This is a genomic window from Pseudoxanthomonas sp. USHLN014 (assembly GCF_037153335.1).
In the GTDB taxonomy this organism is placed as follows: Bacteria; Pseudomonadota; Gammaproteobacteria; order Xanthomonadales; family Xanthomonadaceae; genus Pseudoxanthomonas_A; species Pseudoxanthomonas_A winnipegensis.
On record NZ_JBBCKO010000002.1, the window covers coordinates 225,362 to 244,995 of the forward strand.

Here is a 19,634-nt window from a genome sequence, read left to right on the forward strand (position 1 = left end):
CGCGCCCGCGCGGCGGCGACGCTCAGGCCAGCACGGGGAAGGTCTGCTCCAGCCAGGCGCGCGCGGACAGGCCCAGCTGCGGGTGCTGGACCAGATCCACCAGCGGCGAGCCGCAGGTGATGAAGGTGCTGGCGTCCTCGCACACCAGCGCCATGCGCAGCACGCCGGTATCGCCGGGCAGGATCGCCGGCGGCAGGTATTCGCGGAAGCCGTAGAAGGCGAACAGCGCATGCAGCGCCGGCTCGCAGGCGATCAGGCCGAAGCGCACGTCCGAATCGCGCACCAGCCGATAGCTCTCGCGCAGCAGCGCATCGATGACCTGGCGGGTGCGGAACTCGGTCAGCACCTGCAGGCGCGAGCCGACCACGATGTGCTCCGGCGCCCAGATGCCGCTGAAGCGGTCCAGCTGCAGCAACGTACCCAGCTCGCGCCGCAGCTGCGGGGTATCGGTCGCATGCACGCGCACCGCCGCCACCATGGCCTCGCCGGCGAATACCGCCACGACGGTGGCGCTGGCCTCCAGCGCGTCGTCGGGTTCGGGCTCACGGCCCTGTTCGGCCGCCAGGCGCCGGCGCATCGCCCGCAGCGGCGCCCCGGCCTGGCCGGGCCCGAGCCGCACCACGCGCAGCCCGGCCCCGGTCGGGGGGAGGGCGATGGCGATGGCGGAGGCGGCGGAGCCGATCGGAGACATGGGCGGACAAACAACATCAAACGCCCGGACGAGGCAGGGCCGTAACCCACTGTGAAGCAAGCATCGGGCCAATTCCCGCCAAAACCCGGTGAGCACACGCAACTGCGCGCCGATGCGGGGTTTTCCCGCCGGCCTGGGTGGAACGCGCGGGACCGCACCAGTGACGGTGGCGGTCACAAGCCGCCGCTGCGGCTCAGGCCGGTTCGTCGGGGATCAGCGCGCTTTCCAGCCGGGTGATGCAGTCCTTGAGCCACAGCTTGCGCTTCTTCAGGCGCTTGATGGTCAGCTCGTCGGCGTGCAGCTCGGCGATGCTGCGGCTGATCTGATCGTCCAGATCGCGGTGCTCCCGCCGCAGCGCGGCAAGCCGGATGACCGTATCGCTGGTGAGCTCCTGGTGCACGGCCCAAGCATACGCGGAAGACCGCAACGGGCGGTGCGCACGGGCCCGCCCGGCACCGCCCGGCGCGCGCCGGCCCGGGCAGGGACGGCGGCGGCCGGCTAGAATGCCCGACCCCCATGTCCACGCCCCTGCCCCTGCAGCTGATCGACAGCGCGCCGCCGGCCACGCCGGCCAGCGCCGATGCACGCGCGCGCCGCGAGCAGACCAAGCTGGCCAAGCGCCTGCGCCGCCAGGTCGGCCAGGCCATCGCCGACTACGCGATGATCGAGGCCGGCGACAAGGTGATGGTGTGCCTGTCCGGCGGCAAGGACAGCTACACCCTGCTGGACATCCTGCTGCAGCTGCAGCGCAAGGCGCCGGTGCCCTTCGAGCTGGTCGCGGTCAACCTGGACCAGAAGCAGCCGGGCTTCCCGGAGCACGTGCTTCCGGCCTATCTGAAAGACCTGGGTGTCCCCTTCCACATCATCGAGCAGGACACCTACTCGGTGGTCACGCGCGTGGTGCCCGAGGGCAAGACCCTGTGCTCGCTGTGCTCGCGCATGCGCCGCGGCGCGCTCTACGCCTACGCGGCCGAGCACGGCTTCACCAAGATCGCCCTGGGCCACCACCGCGACGACATGGTGGCCACGTTCTTCATGAACCTGTTCCACCACGCCAAGCTCTCCGGCATGCCGCCCAAGCTGCTGTCCGACGATGGCCGCCACGTGGTGATCCGCCCGCTGGCCTATGTGCGCGAGGCCGACATCGTCGACTACGCGCAACGCAGGGCGTTCCCGATCATTCCCTGCAACCTGTGCGGCAGCCAGGAGAACCTGCAGCGCCGCCAGGTCGGCAACATGCTCAAGGCCTGGGAGAAGGAACACCCCGGCCGGATCGAGCAGATCGCCCGCGCGATGGGCGACATCCGGCCCTCGCAGTTGGCCGATGCCAAGCTGTTCGACTTCGCCGCCCTTGGCCATGCCGAGGGCGCCTTGCAGCCCGATGCCCACGCCTGGCTGCGCGGCGAGACGCCCGGGCTGGACTGATGGCGGTGCGTGGGCTGAACAACGCATCGCGGCCGCTGGTCGCGCTGTCGGCGTTGGCCGTGCTGGCCGGCTGCGCGCGCGCCGGCGCCGATGCGCCCGTGGCCGCGCCCGAGACCTCCACGCCGACCCCGACCCTGGCCGCGCCGGCGGCGAGCGCCCGCCAGGCGGCCCAGCGCCAGGCCAAGATCGAGCAGGCCCTGGCCGGCCAGCAGTATCTGGACGATCCGGCCGGCCAGTGGGCGATCAGCGCCACGGCCAGCTCGACCTATGCCACCGCCCTGGCCGGCCACGACGGGCGCTGGACGCCCGAGGCGGCCACCGGCGCGCCCGACGCCGAAAGCGTGCGCTACCCCGAGAAGGGCTGGGCGCCCGAACAGGCGACCGGCAAGCGCCGCGCGCCGGAATGGCTGGAACTGCGCTACGACACCGCCGTGTCGGCCAGCGCGGTGCGCGTGCGCCAGGTCGGCCTGCCCGGCCGCCTGCGCCGGATCGAACTGATCGATCAGACCGGCGCGCGCCACGTGGTCTGGAACGGCCCGGACCGCAGCCCGCGCGACGCCCAGCAGATCACCTGGTTCCAGGCGCGCTTCGCGCCCACGCCCTACCAGACCCGCGCGGTGCGCCTGACCGTGACGCCCGGCGCGCCGACCGGTTCGATCGACGCGGTGCAGCTGGTCGGCACCCATCCCTGAAGGATCTTTTCGGCACTGCCGCCGCACCGACGTGTCAAGGCTGTCGGCGCGGTCCGCAGCGGTGATAATCCCCGATCCCTTTCGCCGCGCTGTCCGCCGCTTCCAGCGCGCCGCGCGCCCCATCCGGTCCCCTGCATGTTCTTTCGCAATCTCACCCTGTTCCGCTTCCCCACCTCGCTGGATTTCTCCGAACTCGACGCCCAGGTCGCCCAGGCCCCGCTCAAGCCGGTCGGCCCGCTGGAGATGAACTCGCGCGGCTTCATCAATCCCTTCGGGCGCTCGGAGGACGTCGCCACCCATCGCGCCGACGACGCGATCTGGGTCAGCGTCGGCGGCGAGGACAAGCTGCTGCCCGGCGCGGTGGTCAACGACCTGCTGGCGCGCAAGCTGGACGAGATCGAGGCCAAGGAGGGGCGCCGCCCCGGCGGCAAGACCCGCAAGCGGCTCAAGGACGACCTGCTGCACGAGCTGCTGCCGCGCGCCTTCGTCAAACCCTCGCGCACCGATGCGCTGATCGACGCGCGCTCGGGCTTCATCGCCGTGGACGCGTCCTCGCGCAAGAGCGCCGAGAACGTGGTGTCCGAGCTGCGCGGGGTGATGGGCAGCTTCCCGGCCATGCCGATCAACGCCGAGATCGCGCCGCGCGCGATCCTCACCGGCTGGATCGCCGGCGAGCCCCTCCCCGAAGGCCTGAGCCTGGGCGAGGAATGCGAGATGAAGGACCCCATCGACGGCGGCGCGGTGGTGAAGTGCCAGAAGCAGGAGCTGCGCAGCGAGGAAGTCGACAAGCACCTGGAGGCCGGCAAGCAGGTCACCAAGCTGGCGCTCAACCTCGACGACCACGTGTCCTTCGTCCTGGGCGAGGACCTGATCATCCGCAAGCTCAAGTTCCTCGATGGCGCGGTCGATCAGCTGGACGACAACATCGACGACCTGCGCGCCGAGCTGGACGCGCGCTTCGCGCTGATGAGCGCCGAGGTGCGGCGCCTGTTCTTCATCCTGGAAGGCGCGCTGAAGTTCAGCAAGGTGGAGTAGCGCCGCTGCGCGCGGGCGGTCCAATACCCATCACGCGCGTCCGTACAATGCCCCCATGCTGCTGCGCCGGCTCATCGCCAAACCCACCCGCACCGTCGAGCGGGACACCGTCCTGTACCCGGCGGCCGACGGCGGCGCCCCGCTGCAGATCCAGCGCGTGCGCGATCCGCGCGCCCGCCGCATCCGCCTCAGCGTGGACGAACGCGGCGCGCGCCTGACCCTGCCGCTGCGCGCCAGCCTCATCGCCGGCGATCGCTTCCTCGACCTGCATCGCGAGTGGCTCTACGAGCAGCTGGCCCGCAGCGTGCAGGCCTGCGAGGTGCAGCCGCTGCAGCCGGGCCAGAGCACGCACCTGCCGCTGCGCGGCGCGCTGATCCCGCTGCACTGGCAGCCCGGCCGCTACGCGCGCCTGGAACTGCGCGAGGACGGCCTGCACGTGCAATGGCCGGCGCGCGGCTCGCAGGCCACCCTGGCGCGCGCGCTGCGCGAGTTCTACGAGGCCCAGGCGCGCAGCGACGTGGCGCGCTGGATGCCGCGCCACCTGCCCGGCCTGCCGCGCGCGCCGACGCGGCTGCGGCTGAAGATCATGTCCTCGCAGTGGGGCTCGCTGAGCCCGGACGGCACGATGGCGCTGGACCTGTCGCTGGTGCTGGCCCGGCCGAGCGCGTTCGAGTACGTGCTGGTCCACGAGCTGTGCCACCTGGCCCAGGCCAACCACTCGCCGGCGTTCTGGGACGAGGTCGAACGCCGCTTCCCCGACTGGCGCGCCGAACGCGCCTACTTCCATCAGGAAGGCCGCGCCCTCAAGGCGCAGCTGCGCGCCTTGCTGCAGCCCTGAAGCAACAGGCACCCGTGGGTGGAGCCGGCTGTGGCTGGGTGGAAGCAACTGTCTCCTCGAATCTCGCAGCGGTCTGCCTGTAGAGCGGAGCTTGTGGCAATTCCCTCTTGGGGACTTCGCTGAGGCCTTCCCCACGAACCGAACGAAGAGCAGCGGAGCAAGCTCCGCTCTACAGGTGGGAGGCAATCGCAGGCCGGGCGCGGCCTCGGCCGACCGCAAGAACGATCAAACCGGCCCCGAGCCGCCTCGCTAAGCTGCCCGCACTCGCAGGGGACGGGGACCGATGGTCGCGGCGGAAAAAGCACTCTGGTACATCGAAAGCCACTACACCGAAGCGCTCTCGCTGGAAACCATCGCCTCGGTCGCCGGCGTGTCGCCCTTCCACCTGGCGCGACTGTTCCAGGCGATGACCGGCTGCTCGGTGGTGCGCTACCTGCGCGCGCGGCGACTCAGCGAGGCCGCGCGCCAGCTCGCCGAAGGCGCGCCGGATATCCTGGCCATCGCGCTGGCGTCGGGCTATGGCTCGCACGAGGCCTTCACCCGGGCTTTCAGCGAGCAGTTCGGCCTGACGCCGGCCGCGCTGCGCGCACGCGGCACGCTCGAAGGCCTCGACCTGGTCGAGCCCTGGCGCACGCCGGAAGGCCCCGCCGAGCTGCCCGAGACCCCACGCGTCGTCCACGCCCCGGCCTGGCGCATCGTCGGCATCGCCCGGCGCTACGTCGGAGGCACCACGCAGGGCATCCCCTCGCAGTGGCAGGCGCTGTATACCCATCCGTTTGCCCAGCCGCCGTCGGGCACCGCCTTCGGCGTGTTCTGCAACGGCGCGTCCGACGGCAGCTTCGACTATCTGGCCGGGTTCGAACGCCGCGATGCGCGTGATCCGGCCGCCGGGCTCACACGCCTGACGCTGCCCGCGCGCCGCTACGCGGTCGCGCTGCACCGTGGGCACATCTCGTCGATCCGGCGGACCTGGCGCGTGTTCGTCGGCGACTGGCTCCCGCGCTCCGGCCTGCCCGTGGCCGAGGCTCCGGATTTCGAGAAGTACAGCGACGACTTCGACACCCGCACCGGCATCGGCGATGTCGAGCTGTGGATACCCCTGACCGACTGATTCCCAGGACACCCCGATGACCCTGCTTCGTTTGACCTCCCTGATCGTGCTGACGGCGGGCCTGGCCCTCGGCGCGCGCGCCACGGCCGGCACCGCAGGCGAGGCCCATCGCCTGGCCCACGTGCCCAGCGCGGCCCTGCGCAATGCCGACCACCGCGATGACGTCCGGGTCACCGTGTGGTATCCGGCGGGGCCCGACGCGGCGGAAACACCGGTGCAGATCGGACCGCCGGGCGCGCCGCTGTTCGAATCCGGGCGCGCGGCCAGTGACGCGCCTGTGGCGCCGGGACGCTTTCCCGTCGTCCTGTTCTCGCATGGCAATGGCGGCTCGGCACGCATGATGGCGTGGTTCGGCACGGCGTTGGCGCGCGCCGGCTATGTCGTGATCGCGGTGGATCATCCCGGCAACAACGGCGTGGATGCGATGACGGTGGCCGGCAGCACCCTGGTCTGGGAGCGCGCCGATGACCTGCGCGCCGCGCTGGCGCTGGTGCGGCAGGATCCCGTGCTCGGCCCGCACCTGGACACGCGCCACATGGGCGTGGCCGGCTTCTCGCTGGGCGGCTTCACCGCCCTGCTCGCCCTGGGCGCGCGCGCCGACCTGGGCCGGCTCATCGCGCGCTGCCATGCCGATCCGCAGGAGGCCGCCTGCCTGCCGCAGGCCGAAGCGCCCGAGCTGACCCTGGCCGCGCGGGAGGCGGCGCTGAAGCGCGCGCCCCTAGCCGCGGAAGCGGCGCGCTCGGGCGATGACCACGCGATCCGCGGCCTCCAGGCCGCCTTCCTGATGGCACCGGGCGCCGCGCTGCTGCTGGCGCCGGACAGCCTGACCTCGCTGGATCGCCCCGTGACGATCGTGGGCGGCGAGGCCGATACCGTCGCACCGCTCGCCAGCGATGGCCGCTGGCTGGCGGAGCAGCTGCCGCAGGCCACGCTGACTACGCTTCCGCGGGTGGGGCACTACGACTTCCTCGGGCGCTGCACGCGTGCGGGCGTGGCGCGCATTGCCCTGTGCCAGCACCTGGCCGCACCGCAGGAGGCCACGCATGCCAGCGCGATCCGGCAGGCCATCGCCTTCTTCGATGCCCGTTTGAAAGTCGAGCGCCCTTAGTCGCGCCGAGGGTCAGGTGGCGCCTGCCGGGGCCTGGCCGAGGAGTCTGCGTGTGGCTGGGTGGGAGCAACTGTCTCCTCAAATCTCGCGACGGTCCGCCTGTAGAGCGGAGCTTGTGGCAATCCCCTCTTGGGGACTCCGCTGGGGCCTTTCCCACAAACTGAGCGAAGAGCAGCGGAGCAAGCTCCGCTCTACAGGCGGGAGCCGCCCTTGTGGCCTGTTGGGCCGATGCGGCGATGAAGCTTTACCGGGAGAGCCTCATCGCCGCCATGGCGGCTCCCACGGGGGTTAGTCGTTGCTGCCGAGGGCGTTGTCGATCAGGGCGGCCACGGCGGCGGGGTCGTCCATGTGCACGTGGTGGTGGCCGGGCAGCACGAAGGTCTGGCCGTGGCGCAGGCGCGCGGCGCGCTGGCTGCGGATCGGCTCGGGGAAGTAGGGCTGGGCGGGCGTGGCCAGGATCACCCGAGTCGGGCAGTCGATCGATTCGACGATGGCATCGACCTGGGCATGCGTGGCGCGATACAGCGAGGGCAGCATCAGGCGCGGATCGCTGCTCCAGACCCAGCCGGCGTCGACCGCGCGCACCCCGCGCTCGACCAGCAGGGTCGCGCTGGCCTGGCTCAATCCGTTGGCCTGTATGCGCGCGCGCACCGGCGCGTCCAGCGATGCGAACACGCGCAGCGGCCGTCGCGCGGGCTGGCGCGCCCGCTCGATGGCATCGCGCAGGCGGCTGCCGGCCTCGGCCGCATCCTCGGCCAGTCCGCCCAGCGCCTCGATGCAGACCAGCGCGCGCACGCGCCGCGGACAGGCCGCGGCGATCAGGCTGGAGATCCCCGCCCCCATCGAATGCCCGAGCAGCGCAAAGCGCGCCCAGCCCAGCGCATCGGCCGCGTCGAGCACGGCGTTGATCGCCACGAACGGCGAATACTCCACGCCCGGCGGCAGGTGCGGACTGTGGCCATGGCCGGGCAGGTCCAGCGCCAGCACGTCCAGCGGCTGCGGCAGATGCGCGAACAACGGCAGCCAGCTGGCCGCGTTGTCCAGCCAGCCGTGCAGGGCGATGACCTTGGGCCCGTGCGAATCGCCGCCGCGCAGCGCGGCCAGCGCGCCGACCTGGGTCGGCACCGTGACCGGGCGCAGGCTCATGCCCGCATCGGCCCGAACTGACGCTCCAGCATCGCCACCAGCGCGCGCGCATGGGCGGGCGCGTCGTTGAGGCAGGGGATGTAGCGCAGCGTGCCGCCGGCATGGGCGAAACCCTCGGCGAACTGCATGCCCACTTCCTCCAGCGTCTCCAGGCAGTCCACGGCGAAGCCCGGGCAGACCACGTCGACCTGGGTCACTCCGCGCGCGGCCAGGGCGGCCAGTTCGGTATCGGTGGCCGGTTCCAGCCAGCGTTCGCGGCCGAAGCGCGACTGGTAGGTCAGCGTCCACTCCCCCTCGCCCAGGCCCAGCGCCTGGGCGATCAGCGCGGCGCTGCGCTCGCAGCGCTGCGGATAGGGATCGCCGTTGTTGGCCACGCGCTGGGGCAGGCCGTGGAAGGAGAACAGCAGATGCGCGCCGGCGCCGTGGCGCGCGCGCCAGTGCGCGATCGACTCGGCCACCGCGGCGATCCAGTCCGGATCGTCCGAATAGTCCTCGACCCACTGCAGCCGTGCGTCCGGCGCGGCCGGATTCACCGCGCGCGCCACGTCCTGCATCGAGGCGGTGGTGGTGGTCGAGTACTGCGGATACAGCGGCAGCATCCGCACCAGCCCGCCCTCCTCCCGGGCCTGCTGCAGCAGCGCGCGCAGCGAGGGCTCGCCGTAGCGCATGGCCGGCACGACGCGCCAGTGCGGCAGCAGGGCCTGCACCTGCGCGGCCAGGCCGGTGGTATACACCGCCAGCGGCGAGCCGCCTTCCAGCCAGACCTTGGCGTACTTCTCGGCCGACTTGGGTCCGCGCAGCGGCAGGATCACCCCGCGCAGCAGCGGCTGCCACAGCAGGCGCGGAATCGCGACCACGCGCGGGTCGCTGAGGAACTCGGCCAGATAGCGGCGCACCGCCGGCGCGGTCGGCGCGGTCGGCGTACCCAGATTGGCCAGCACCAGGGTGCCGGCGATGGCGGAGGACGAGGAGGAAGCGGCCTGGCCCATGGCCGTGGCGAGGGGGGCGTCGGACATGGGCGGCATGATGACAGATGCCGCGCGGGCTCATGGCCGATTCACTCGCCGCTCACTAGGCTCGCGGCGTTGCATGGCGGCCGATGGCATCGTCGGCGCGCGCTGCGTTGTCCTGCCACTTCCCCCCGGAGCCTCCCGCATGCCCCTGTCCCGTTTCGCGCCGCGCCGCCTCGCCCGCCTGGGCGTGCTGCTGCTGGCCAGCCTCGCCGCCACGCAGGCCTTCGCCGGCACCGAACAGGACGACCGCGCCGTCAACGCCACGCGCGTGCTGACCGACATCCAGCGCATCCCCGAGGAGTCCATCCCCGACAAGCTGCTGGACGAGGGCAAGGCGATCATCGTCATCCCCGATTCGCTCAAGGTCGGCCTGCTGTTCGGCGGACGCAGCGGCCACGGCCTGATGTCGGTGAAGAATCCCGACGGCACCTGGTCGCAGCCGGTGTTCGTCAAGCTCACCGGCGGCAGCGTCGGCTTCCAGGCCGGCGTGCAGTCCTCGGACATCGTGCTGGTGTTCCGCAACGACCGCTCGCTCAACAACATCGTCAACGGCAAGGTGACCCTGGGCGCCGACGCCGGCGTGGCCGCCGGCCCGGTCGGGCGCAACGCCTCGGCCGCCACCGACGGCCAGCTCAAGGCCGAGATCTGGTCCTGGTCGCGCGCCCGCGGCCTGTTCGCCGGCATCGCGCTGGACGGGGCCGTGCTGTCCATCGACGACGACGCCAACGTGGCCGCCTACGGGCCGGGCGCCACGCCGCGCGCGATCTTCGAGGGGCGCACCGCTCACCCCTCCGCGCAGGTGGTGGGCTTCCGCGACGAGCTGGAGGAAGCCACCGCCGCCGCCCGCGCCGCCCGTGGCGGCGACGCGCGCCCGGTGGTGACCACCGGCACGCCCAGCGCGCCGCCGGCCGCGCCGGCCTATCCCGAGGCGCAGACCGCGCCGATCGGCGCGGGCCAGCCGGCCCAACCGCAGCCCGCGCAGCCGCAGCCGGCCCCGCAGCAGGGCTTCCAGCCGGTGGGCGAAGGTGAAATCCGCACCGAACAGCTGAACTGAACGCACAAGAACGGCACGCGACAGCGCGCTTGCGGTCGCCGCGGTCAGCGCAAGCGCGCGCGGCGTAGGCTATCCTGACTGTCCACTTCTACCCGGCGGGTCCGACATGGGCGGTTTGAGCATCTGGCACTGGATCATCGTGTTGGCCATCGTGCTGCTGGTGTTCGGCACCAAGCGGCTGACCAGCGGCGCCAAGGACCTGGGCAGCGCGGTGAAGGAATTCAAGAAGGGCATGCGCGACGACGAGGACAAGCCGGTCGCGCGCCTGTCCGACGAGGCGCGTGGCGCCGACGAGGCCGCCGCCAAGGAGCGCGAGCGCGAACGCAGCGGCGACGCCCGCTGATCGCAGGCGTGGTCGTGCTGGCCCCCTGCCCGCGCCGGCCCGGCGGACGCTGAGGGCCGCGTCATGTTCGAGATCGGCTTTCCCGAACTCATCGTCATCGCCGTGGTCGCCTTGGTGGTGCTCGGTCCCGAGCGCCTGCCCAAGGCGGCCCGCTTCGCCGGGCTGTGGGTGCGCCGGGCGCGCAACCAGTGGGACTCGGTCAAGCAGGAACTGGAGCGCGAGCTGGCCGCCGAGGAACTCAAGCGCAATCTGCACGAGGCCCAGGAGGCCCTTCGCCGCACCGAGGAACAGGCCCGCCGCGGCGGCGCCCAGGCGCAGCAGCAGTTCGACGAGTTGCGCACCGCGGTGAAGGACACCGGCACCGAGCACGGCGCCGCGGCGAACGCCGACACCGCTGCCGACGTGGCCGCCGCCTCCGCGCCGCATGCGCCCGTGGAATCCACCGCCGCCGAGTCGACCGCCGCCGAACCCGCCGCATCCGAGCCAGGCCATGAACGCCCCCGTGCCTGACCGTTCCGAGCACGAGGCCGAAAGCAGCCTGATGGAGCACCTGCTCGAGCTGCGCACGCGGCTGATCCGGGGCCTGGCCGGCGTGGCGCTGGTGCTGGTGATCGCCATGCCCTTCGCCAAGCGCATCTTCGAGCACCTGGCGCGCCCCCTGCTCTCGCAGCTGCCGGTCGATCAGGCCGCCAAGATGATCGCCGCCGACCCGACCTCGGGCTTCTTCGCGCCGATCAAGCTGGCCTTCTACCTGGCCCTGTTCGTGTCCTCGCCGTGGCTGATCTACCAGGCCTGGTGCTTCGTGGCGCCGGGCCTGTACCGGCACGAGAAGCGCCTGGCGGTGCCGCTGCTGGTGTCCTCGATCGCGCTGTTCTTCGCCGGCTGCGCCTTCGCCTACTTCGCCGTGCTGCCGGCGGTGTTCCATGCGCTGACGCTGTTCACCCCCGACGTGGTCACCCTGGCGCCGGACCCGGCCAAGTACCTGGACTTCGTGGTGGTGATCTTCCTGGCCTTCGGCCTGAGCTTCGAGCTGCCGGTGGCGATGGTGATCGTGGTGGCCGTGGGGCTGGTCACGCCGCAGCAGCTCAAGGAATCGCGCGGCTACGCCATCGTCGGCGTCTTCATCATCGCGGCGATCATCACCCCGCCCGACGTGGTCTCCCAGCTGATGCTGGCCCTGCCGATGTGCCTGCTCTACGAGCTCGGCATCCTCGCCTGCCGCTGGGTCCTCCCGCGCAAGGCCGCGCAAGCTTGAAGCTCGCACCCTGCGGGGCTCTAGCTCTTTGTGGGTAGAGCGGAGCTTGCTTCGCTGCGCTTCGTTCGGTTTGTGGGGAAGGCTCCAGCGGAGCAAGCTCCGCTCTACAGGAGACGGTTGCTCCTACATGGGTCGCACCCGGCCGATGACCCCGCTGAGAATGGATCAGGACTTCTTGCGCGCCGAAGCCGCTTAGCTCAACGCCTGCGGCAGCGGGCCGGCGGGCGGTGGCCGCGCCTAGCGAGGCAGGAGGCCGAGCGCCCGAATCAGGGCAGGATGCCCTGATTGAGGGACAAGCGGCCACCGCCCGCCGGACCGCTGCCCTTCCGAAGCCAAGAGCTCACGCGCCGCAATTCCCCAACAGGGGAGAACCCCGACCGGAGGAACGTCAGGCCGCGAAGGTCGAAGGCGGCGGCAGCGGCTCGGTCGGCGCGACGGCGCCAGGCTGGCCCAGCAGTTGGCTCCAGGCGCTGGTCACGCACCCGGCCAGCAGCGGCAGCATCACCCCCATCAGCAGCACATTGGTCAGCAGGATGCCCAGCAGCTGCCCGGCGACCATGGCCACGGCCAGGCCCAGCAGCTGCACCACGATCAGCAGCGGCACCAGCACGATCACCAGCAGCAGGTAGAACACCACCACCGCCGGCAGATTGTGCAGACAGGCGCGCAGGCTGTTGAACATCGCCTCCATGCCACGGCGCTGGCCGAACAGCACGTCCGGCACCGCCACGAACACCAGCAGGCTGGCCACCAGCCCGCCGGCGATCAGCAGCAGCAGCCACAGCAGCAGGCGCCCGGCCGGCAGCTGCGCCACCATGGCCGGATCGGGCTCGCCGCCGCTGGCGGCCTGCTGCTCGAGATGGCCGATGACCTCCTGCAGCTTCTGCACGCCCTCGGTGCCCAGCAGCGCCATCAGCAGCAGGCCGGCGGCGATGGCCAGCAGCACCTGCGGCAGCAGCGTGGCCACCAGGCTGGAGATGCGGCCGGAGCGGAACCCGCCGAACAGATCGCCCGGCACCACCGGCTGCGCGCCGGCCACCTTGCGCGCCGCGCCGACCATGCCGGCGAACAGCACCGGCGAGGCCAGCCCCAGCAGCAGCTGCAGGAACAGCCCCGGCACCGTGGCCAGCGCCATGACCTGGGCCACCAGCAGCGACAGCAGCGCCCACAGCGCGCCCAGCGCCCCCAGCTGCAGCGGCGCGCGTTTGAGCGCGGCCAGCCCGTCCAGCAGCCATTGCGCGCCGGCGCTCGCGGGCACCTTGTTGATCATCGACATCGAGACAGTTCCGAATGAACGCAGGGGGGAGGACAGGAAAGGCCCGGCGCGCCTGGCCGGGGTCAGCGGGCGCGGGCCTGGCGCGCGTGGCGCACGAACCGCCGCAACAGTGTGCGCGCCTGCGGCGCGGCCGTCACCTCGCGGTGGATGCGCACCGGGCACTGGCCGGTGCTGCGCAGGTGCTCGGCGCGGGCGACCACGTAGCCGCGCATGTGGTGGGTGGCGAACTCGGGGTGGAACTGCACGCCCCAGGCGCGCTCGCCCCAGCGGAAGGCCTGGCAGCCGTCGCGCTGCGAACGCGCCAGCACCGTGGCCCCTTCCGGCGCGCGCAGCACCGTCTGCACATGGCTGGTGTGGGCCATGAAGCCCTCGGGCAGGTGCGCGAACAGCGGGTCCTGCGCGGCCGGCGGATGCAGGTCGATGCGCACCGTGCCCGATTCGCGCCCGGCCGGGTTGTAGGCCACCTCGCCGCCCAGCGCGTGGGCCAGCAGCTGGTGGCCGTAGCAGATGCCCAGCAGCGGCTGGCCCTCGTGCGCGGCCTGGCGCAGCCAGCCGGCCGCGCGCTCGCTCCAGTCGGCGCGGTCGGTGACCATGGCCGAGGAGCCGGAGACGATGATCCCGGCGAAGTCGCCATGCGCGGGCAGCGCGTCGCCGCGCTCGACATTGGCCACCACCGCCTCGTCGGCCTCCAGGCCGGCGGCGACGCGGATCCAGTGGGAGAACCCGCCGTGGCGCTTGAGACTGCGCAGCGGCTGGCCGGTTTCGACGATCAGGAAGGGCGGGTTCATTCCCGGGGGGGCAGGACGGAGACGACTTCCTCGATTGTCGTCAGACCGCGCGCCACCATGTCAAGGCCTGCATCGCGCAGCGTGCGCATGCCCTGGATGCGCGCGGCGCGGGTGAAGGCGGCCAGGTCCATGTCGGCGCGGATCATCGCCCGCAGCTGCGGGGTCAGCGGCATCAGCTCATACAGGCCCACGCGGCCCATGTAGCCGGTGCGGCGGCATTCCAGGCAGCCGACCGGGGCGTTGGGCGCGGCGTCCTCGGGCACCTGGCGGCCGGTCTCCAGCAGCGCGTCCCAGGCGTGGGCCGGCAGTGTGGTGGGCTGGCGGCAGTGCGGGCACAGGGTGCGCACCAGGCGCTGGGCCAGCACGCCGCTCAGGGTCGAGGCGACCAGGTAGTGCGCCACGCCCAGGTCCAGCAGGCGGGTGATGGCCGAGGGCGCGTCGTTGGTATGCAGGGTGGACAGCACCAGGTGGCCGGTCAGCGAGGCCTGCACCGCCATCTGCGCGGTCTCCAGGTCGCGGATCTCGCCAATCATGATGATGTCCGGGTCCTGGCGCAGCAGGGTGCGCACGCCGGAGGCGAAGTCCAGGTCGATGTTGTTCTGGACCTGCATCTGGTTGAACTCGGGCGAGATCATCTCGATGGGGTCTTCGACCGTGCACACGTTGACGTCGGCGGTGGCCAGCTTGCGCAGCGTCGAGTACAGCGTGGTGGTCTTGCCCGAGCCGGTCGGGCCGGTCACCAGCACGATGCCGTGCGGCGCCTCGACCAGCGCGTTCCAGCCGGCGGCCTCGGTCGGGCTGAAGCCCAGCTCGGCGATCGGCTTGAACGCGGTGTCCGGGTCGAAGATGCGCATCACGCACTTCTCGCCGAAGGCGGTGGGCATGGTCGACAGGCGCATCTCCACCTCGCGCCCGCCGGGCGAGCGGGTCTTGATGCGGCCGTCCTGCGGGCGGCGGCGTTCGGCCAGGTCCATGCGGCCGAGCACCTTGATGCGCGAGACCACCGCGGTCATCACCGGCGGCGGCAGCTCGAACACCTTGTGCAGCACCCCGTCGATGCGGAAGCGGATGCGGCCCAGCTCGCGGCGCGGCTCCAGATGGATGTCCGAGGCGCGCTGCTCGTAGGCGTACTGCAGCATCCAGTCGACGATCTGCACCACGTGGTGATCGTCGGCGCCGACCTCGCCGCTCTGGCCCAGGTCGACCAGCTGCTCGAAGCTGGGCATGGATGTGTTCTGCTCGCGATCGCGCTGGTCCTTGGCGCCGCGCACCGAGCGCGTCACGCCGAAGAACTCCATCGTGTAGCGGTGCAGGTCCAGCGGATTGACCAGCGCCAGTTCGATGTGGCGGCGGGTCAGGTGGGTCAGGTCGGGCTTCCAGCTCAGGTCCAGCGGCTCGCTGGTGGCCATCAGCACGCGGTCGTGTTCGACCGCCAGCGGCAGGATGCGGTGGCGGCGGGCGTAGGCCTGGCTGACCACGGCGGTGACGCTGGCCACGTCCACCCGGGTCGGGTCGATGCGCAGGTAGCGCACCTCCACGCGGCGGGCCAGCCATTCGGTCAGGCGCTCCAGGCTCAGCTCGCCCCCGGCGGCCGCGGCCAGCTTGAGGTTGGCCAGCAGCACCAGCGGGTGCACCTCGCTGGCGCTGCGCGCGCCGGCGGCGGACATCTGGATGCGGCCGCGGTCGGCCTCGGCGACCAGGCCGTCGGCCAGCACCGCGCGGGCGACCTGGGCGAAGTCCAGCCGGCCCGACCCGAGCACCGTGGACTCCGGCGAGAAATCGGCCCTGCGCTGGGTCTGTTCCATTGCGGCATCGGCCCCCTGGCCATGTCCATGCGGCCAGAAGCGGTCGCATCACGCCCGTATACTAGCCCACCCCTTTTTCCGCCCTTCGCCGCATGACTGTCACGACGGCCACACCCATCACCTTCCAGGGCCTGATCCAGACCCTCAACCAGTTCTGGGCGGCGCAAGGCTGCGTGCTGATCCAGCCGCTGGACCTGGAAGTCGGCGCGGGCACCTTCCACCCGGCCACCTTCCTGCGCGCGCTCGGCCCCGAGCCGTGGAACGCGGCCTACGTGCAGCCCTCGCGCCGCCCCACCGACGGCCGCTACGGCGAGAACCCCAACCGCCTGCAGCGCTACTACCAGTACCAGGTGGCGATGAAGCCCAACCCGGACAACCTGCAGCAGCTGTATCTGGATTCGCTCAAGGCGCTGGGCATCGACCCGCTGGTGCACGACCTGCGCTTCGTCGAGGACAACTGGGAATCGCCCACGCTCGGCGCCTGGGGCCTGGGCTGGGAAGTGTGGTTGAACGGCATGGAAGTCACCCAGTTCACCTACTTCCAGCAGGCCGGCGGCCTGGAATGCAGGCCGGTGCTGGGCGAGATCACCTACGGGCTCGAGCGCCTGTGCATGTACCTGCAGGACTGCGACAACGTCTACGACCTGGTGTGGACCTACGGCCCGGACGGCACGCCGGTGACCTATGGCGATGTCTACCACCAGAACGAGGTCGAGCAGAGCGCGTACAACTTCGAGCATGCCGACGTGGCCGAGCTGTTCCACCGCTTCGACGCCTGCGAGCGCGAGGCGGTCAAGCTGGTCGAGGCCGGCCTGCCGCTGCCCGCCTACGAGCAGGTGACCAAGGCCAGCCACAGCTTCAACCTGCTCGACGCGCGCCGCGCCATCAGCGTGACCGAGCGCCAGCGCTACATCCTGCGCGTGCGCGCCCTGGCCCAGGCCGTGGCCAAGGCGTACTACGCGCAGCGCGAGAAGCTCGGCTTCCCGGGGCTCAAGCGCGCCGCGCACGAGGCCGCGGCATGATCCTGATCGGCATGTTCGACTCGCCGTTCGTGCGCCGCGTGGCGGTGAGCATGGACGTGCTGGGCATGCCGTTCGAGCATCGCGACTGGTCGGTGGGCCGCGACTTCGACCGCATCCGCGCCTACAGCCCGCTCGGGCGCGTGCCGGTGCTGGTGCTGGACGACGGCGAAGCGCTGACCGAATCGGCGGTGATCCTGGACTACCTCGACGAGGTCGCCGGGCCGCAGCGCGCCCTGCTGCCCGCGCACGGCGCGGCACGACGCCAGGCCCAGCGCCTGATGGGCTTTGCCACCGGCGCGGTCGAGAAGGCGCTGCACCAGGTGATGGAGCGCGTGTTCCGCCCCGCGGACAAGCGCCACGCGCCGTGGGTCGAGCGCTGCAACGCGCAGATGCGCGGCGCCCTGGCGGTGCTGGAGCAGGCCTGCGTCGAGGCCGGCGAGCGCGAGTGGCTCATCGGCGACGCGATGAGCCAGGCCGACATCACCCTGGCCTGCTGCACGACCTATGCGCGCGACGCGGTCCCGCACGATCTGGCCGACACGCCGGCGCTGGCCGCACGCGTGGCGCGCTACGAAGCGCTGCCGGTGTTCGCCAACCGCTACGTCCCGTTCTTCGCGCCGACCACCTGACGGCGCACGACGATCTTCCCGATGCATCTCGCTCGCCCAGCCGAGCGGACCCTTCTCCAAGGCTTGACCACATGAGCGAACAACTTCCCCTCCTGATCGAACTGGGCACCGAGGAGCTGCCGGTCAAGGCGCTGCCGGGGCTGGCCGATGCGCTGTTCGAGGGCATCAAGGCCGGGCTGGAAAAGCGCGGCGTGGCGGTGGACGCGCGCGAGGCGCGGCCGCTGTTCACCCCGCGTCGGCTGGCGGTGCTGCTGCCCGGCGTGGCGGTGGAGCAGCCCGAGCAGGCCAGCGAGGTGTTCGGCCCGTATGTGAACATCGCCCTGGATGCGGACGGCCAGCCGACCAAGGCGCTGAGCGGTTTCGCGGCCAAGGCCGGCGTGGACTGGACCCAGCTCGAGCGCACCACCGATGCCAAGGGCGAGCGCTTCGTGCTGCGCGCCACGCGCGCCGGCGCGCGCACCGCCGACCTGCTGCCCGAGGTGATCGCCGAGGCCGTGGCCGCCATGCCGATCCCCAAGCCGATGCGCTGGGGCGACCACGACTACGCCTTCGCCCGGCCGGTGCAGTGGCTGGTGGCGCTGCTGGGCGAGCAGGTCATCGACACCACGCTGATGGGCGTGGCCGCCGGCCGCGAGAGCCGCGGGCATCGCTTCGAGCACGACGCGCCGGTGTCGATCGCCGCGCCGGGCGACTATGTGGCCGCGCTGGAGGCCGCGCGCGTGCTGGTCGACCCGCAGCAGCGCCGCGCCCGCATCATCGAACAGGTCCAGGCCGCCGCGCGCAGCGTCGATGGCGACGCGCGCGTCACCGACGACAACCTGGAACAGGTCGTGTGCCTGACCGAGTGGCCGAACGCGGTCGCCTGCAGTTTCGAAGCCGCCTTCCTGGCCGTGCCGCAGGAAGCGCTGATCGAGACGATGGAGATCAACCAGAAGTTCTTCCCGGTGCTGCGCGACGGCGTGCTGACCGAGCACTTCATCGGCATCGCCAACATCGCCTCGCGCGATCCGGCGCAGGTGCGCGCCGGCTACGAGCGGGTGATCCGCCCGCGCTTCGCCGATGCCAAGTTCTTCTTCGACGAGGACCTCAAGCAGGGCCTGGTAGCGATGGGCGCCGGACTTGCGACCGTCACCTACCAGGCCAAGCTGGGCACGGTGGCCGACAAGGTCGCGCGCGTGGCCGCGCTGGCGCAGGCCATCGCCCCGCAGGTCGGCGCCGACGCGGCGCTGGCCCGGCGCGCGGCCGAGCTGTCCAAGAACGATCTGCAGTCGCGCATGGTCGGCGAGTTCCCCGAGCTGCAGGGCATCGCCGGGCGCCATTACGCGCTGGCGGCCGGCGAACCTCAGGAGGTCGCGCTGGCCATCGACGAGGGCTACCAGCCGCGCTTCGCGGGCGACGACATCGCGCTCTCGCCGCTGGGCAAGGTGCTGGCCATCGCCGAGCGCCTGGACACGCTGGCCGGCGGCTTCGCCGCGGGCCTCAAGCCGACCGGCAACAAGGATCCCTTCGCGCTGCGCCGCAATGCGCTGGGGCTGGCGCGGACGATCATCGAGAGTGGGTTTGATCTGGATCTGAAGTCGTTAATTGCACGCGCACACGGAGCCGTGAGTACCGATGTCGCCTCGACTATCGCGGAGAAGAGAACTCAAGCCGCGCTTTCCGCTTCCTCTGCGGGAGCCAAGGTAAGTGAATCCCAGGAGGGATCGTCTGAGTTATCAAGGAAGGACATCCTTGAGCTCTACGACTTCATCCTCGATCGCCTGAAGGGCTACTACGCCGACAAGGGCGTGCCGACCACGCAGTTCAACGCGGTGGCCGAGCTCAAGCCGGCCTCGCTGTACGACTTCGATCGCCGCATCGAGGCCATCGGCACCTTCGCCGCGCTGCCCGAGGCCGCCGCGCTGGCTGCGGCCAACAAGCGCATCGGCAACATCCTCAAGAAGGCCCAGGCCGAGGGCGTGCAGATCCCCGATCACCTGGATCGCGGCCTGATCGAACACCCGGCCGAGGCCGCGCTGGCCGAGGCCGTGCAGGCCGCGATCGGCGACACCGACACCGCCCTGCATCAGCACGACTACGTCGCGGTGCTGGCGCGCTTGGCGCTGCTGCGCGAGCAGGTGGACAGCTTCTTCGACATGGTGATGGTCAACGCCGAGAACCCGGCCGTGCGCGGCAATCGCCTGGCCCTGCTGCATCGGCTGCATGCGCGCTTCGGCAAGGTGGCCGATATTGCGCAGCTTTCGGCCTGAGGACGGCCCGGGAGGCCCGCTGGTCCCGCGCAGTCGGACACAGCGGGCTTGGGCTTTTCCAGGCGAAAGGCGCTGGGTTCCCGCGTTCGCGGGAACGACGGTGGGGCGTCTTGCGGCGCCTTCGGGACGCAACGCCATCATGGCGCCTTAACCC

General features: G+C 71.5%; 20 protein-coding genes. 13 read left to right on the top strand and 7 right to left on the bottom strand.

From position 1 onward, the window contains the following. Positions 1–22: 22 nt before the first annotated feature. Positions 23–691: a hypothetical protein gene (locus WFQ05_RS05010; protein WP_337052931.1), complete on the bottom strand. Its 669-nt coding sequence runs from the start codon at positions 689–691 to the stop codon at positions 23–25. Positions 692–884: 193 nt separating this feature from the next. Continuing rightward, positions 885–1,091 carry a YdcH family protein gene (locus tag WFQ05_RS05015; RefSeq protein WP_130523903.1) on the bottom strand — a complete coding sequence of 69 codons (207 nt, stop codon included), beginning with the start codon at positions 1,089–1,091 and terminating at the stop codon, positions 885–887. 116 nt (positions 1,092–1,207) lie between these two features. Between WFQ05_RS05015 and ttcA the strand changes: the two genes are divergently transcribed. From ttcA to WFQ05_RS05045, 6 genes are all read left to right on the top strand, one after another. Then, the gene (gene ttcA, locus WFQ05_RS05020; protein ID WP_337052932.1) at positions 1,208–2,116 is read left to right on the top strand and encodes a tRNA 2-thiocytidine(32) synthetase TtcA; all 909 of its coding nucleotides are present in this window, start codon (positions 1,208–1,210) and stop codon (positions 2,114–2,116) included. Further along, positions 2,116–2,808: a hypothetical protein gene (locus WFQ05_RS05025; RefSeq protein ID WP_337052933.1), complete on the top strand. Its 693-nt coding sequence runs from the start codon at positions 2,116–2,118 to the stop codon at positions 2,806–2,808. The genes ttcA and WFQ05_RS05025 overlap by 1 nt, the downstream gene beginning before the upstream one ends. Positions 2,809–2,943: 135 nt before the next feature. Further along, entirely contained in the window at positions 2,944–3,843 is a 900-nt protein-coding gene (locus WFQ05_RS05030; protein ID WP_130534929.1) for a recombination-associated protein RdgC, read from the top strand. 55 nt (positions 3,844–3,898) lie between these two features. Further along, positions 3,899–4,681 (top strand): SprT family zinc-dependent metalloprotease, encoded by a 783-nt coding sequence (locus WFQ05_RS05035; RefSeq protein ID WP_337052934.1) that lies wholly within the window; start codon positions 3,899–3,901, stop codon positions 4,679–4,681. A gap of 283 nt (positions 4,682–4,964) precedes the next feature. Next, positions 4,965–5,792, top strand: coding sequence for an AraC family transcriptional regulator (locus WFQ05_RS05040; protein ID WP_337052935.1), 828 nt, complete (start codon positions 4,965–4,967; stop codon positions 5,790–5,792). 16 nt (positions 5,793–5,808) lie between these two features. Beyond that, on the top strand, positions 5,809–6,900 hold the full coding sequence (locus WFQ05_RS05045; RefSeq protein ID WP_337052936.1) for an alpha/beta hydrolase: 1,092 nt from the start codon (positions 5,809–5,811) through the stop codon (positions 6,898–6,900). A gap of 288 nt (positions 6,901–7,188) precedes the next feature. Here the strand turns inward: WFQ05_RS05045 and WFQ05_RS05050 are convergent, their stop codons facing one another. Further along, positions 7,189–8,046: an alpha/beta hydrolase gene (locus WFQ05_RS05050; RefSeq protein WP_337052937.1), complete on the bottom strand. Its 858-nt coding sequence runs from the start codon at positions 8,044–8,046 to the stop codon at positions 7,189–7,191. Continuing rightward, the gene (gene hemH / locus WFQ05_RS05055) at positions 8,043–9,035 is read right to left on the bottom strand and encodes a ferrochelatase (protein WP_130524215.1); all 993 of its coding nucleotides are present in this window, start codon (positions 9,033–9,035) and stop codon (positions 8,043–8,045) included. The genes WFQ05_RS05050 and hemH overlap by 4 nt, the downstream gene beginning before the upstream one ends. A 166-nt stretch (positions 9,036–9,201) precedes the next feature. Here hemH and WFQ05_RS05060 point away from each other — a divergent pair, with 166 nt between their 5' ends. The 4 genes from WFQ05_RS05060 (at position 9,202) to tatC (ending at position 11,711) form a co-directional block, all read left to right on the top strand. Further along, entirely contained in the window at positions 9,202–10,113 is a 912-nt protein-coding gene (locus WFQ05_RS05060; RefSeq protein WP_130514839.1) for a lipid-binding SYLF domain-containing protein, read from the top strand. A 106-nt stretch (positions 10,114–10,219) separates the two neighbouring features. After that, complete coding sequence (gene tatA / locus WFQ05_RS05065) at positions 10,220–10,456, top strand: Sec-independent protein translocase subunit TatA (protein WP_130514837.1); 237 nt, start codon at positions 10,220–10,222, stop codon at positions 10,454–10,456. 63 nt (positions 10,457–10,519) lie between these two features. Then, on the top strand, positions 10,520–10,966 hold the full coding sequence (gene tatB, locus WFQ05_RS05070) for a Sec-independent protein translocase protein TatB (RefSeq protein ID WP_130523912.1): 447 nt from the start codon (positions 10,520–10,522) through the stop codon (positions 10,964–10,966). Beyond that, positions 10,947–11,711: a twin-arginine translocase subunit TatC gene (gene tatC / locus WFQ05_RS05075; protein WP_130523913.1), complete on the top strand. Its 765-nt coding sequence runs from the start codon at positions 10,947–10,949 to the stop codon at positions 11,709–11,711. Before tatB ends, tatC begins: the two co-directional genes overlap by 20 nt. 388 nt (positions 11,712–12,099) lie before the next feature. Here the strand turns inward: tatC and WFQ05_RS05080 are convergent, their stop codons facing one another. The 3 genes from WFQ05_RS05080 to WFQ05_RS05090 all read right to left on the bottom strand — a co-directional run bounded on the left by WFQ05_RS05080 (position 12,100) and on the right by WFQ05_RS05090 (position 15,580). Continuing rightward, positions 12,100–12,987, bottom strand: coding sequence for a BPSS1780 family membrane protein (locus tag WFQ05_RS05080; RefSeq protein WP_130514829.1), 888 nt, complete (start codon positions 12,985–12,987; stop codon positions 12,100–12,102). 62 nt (positions 12,988–13,049) lie between these two features. Next, a complete protein-coding gene (locus WFQ05_RS05085; protein ID WP_130514827.1) occupies positions 13,050–13,775 on the bottom strand; it encodes a glutamine amidotransferase in 726 nt (241 codons plus the stop codon). Continuing rightward, positions 13,772–15,580: a GspE/PulE family protein gene (locus WFQ05_RS05090; RefSeq protein ID WP_130530264.1), complete on the bottom strand. Its 1,809-nt coding sequence runs from the start codon at positions 15,578–15,580 to the stop codon at positions 13,772–13,774. The genes WFQ05_RS05085 and WFQ05_RS05090 overlap by 4 nt, the downstream gene beginning before the upstream one ends. Positions 15,581–15,672: 92 nt before the next feature. On the opposite strand from WFQ05_RS05090, the gene glyQ reads away from it, so the two are divergent. The 3 genes from glyQ to glyS all read left to right on the top strand — a co-directional run bounded on the left by glyQ (position 15,673) and on the right by glyS (position 19,480). Continuing rightward, positions 15,673–16,602 (top strand): glycine--tRNA ligase subunit alpha, encoded by a 930-nt coding sequence (gene glyQ / locus WFQ05_RS05095; protein ID WP_130530262.1) that lies wholly within the window; start codon positions 15,673–15,675, stop codon positions 16,600–16,602. Continuing rightward, a complete protein-coding gene (locus WFQ05_RS05100; RefSeq protein WP_337052938.1) occupies positions 16,599–17,231 on the top strand; it encodes a glutathione S-transferase family protein in 633 nt (210 codons plus the stop codon). The genes glyQ and WFQ05_RS05100 overlap by 4 nt, the downstream gene beginning before the upstream one ends. A gap of 71 nt (positions 17,232–17,302) precedes the next feature. Next, on the top strand, positions 17,303–19,480 hold the full coding sequence (gene glyS / locus WFQ05_RS05105) for a glycine--tRNA ligase subunit beta (RefSeq protein WP_337052939.1): 2,178 nt from the start codon (positions 17,303–17,305) through the stop codon (positions 19,478–19,480). The last annotated feature ends 154 nt before the right edge of the window (positions 19,481–19,634 follow it).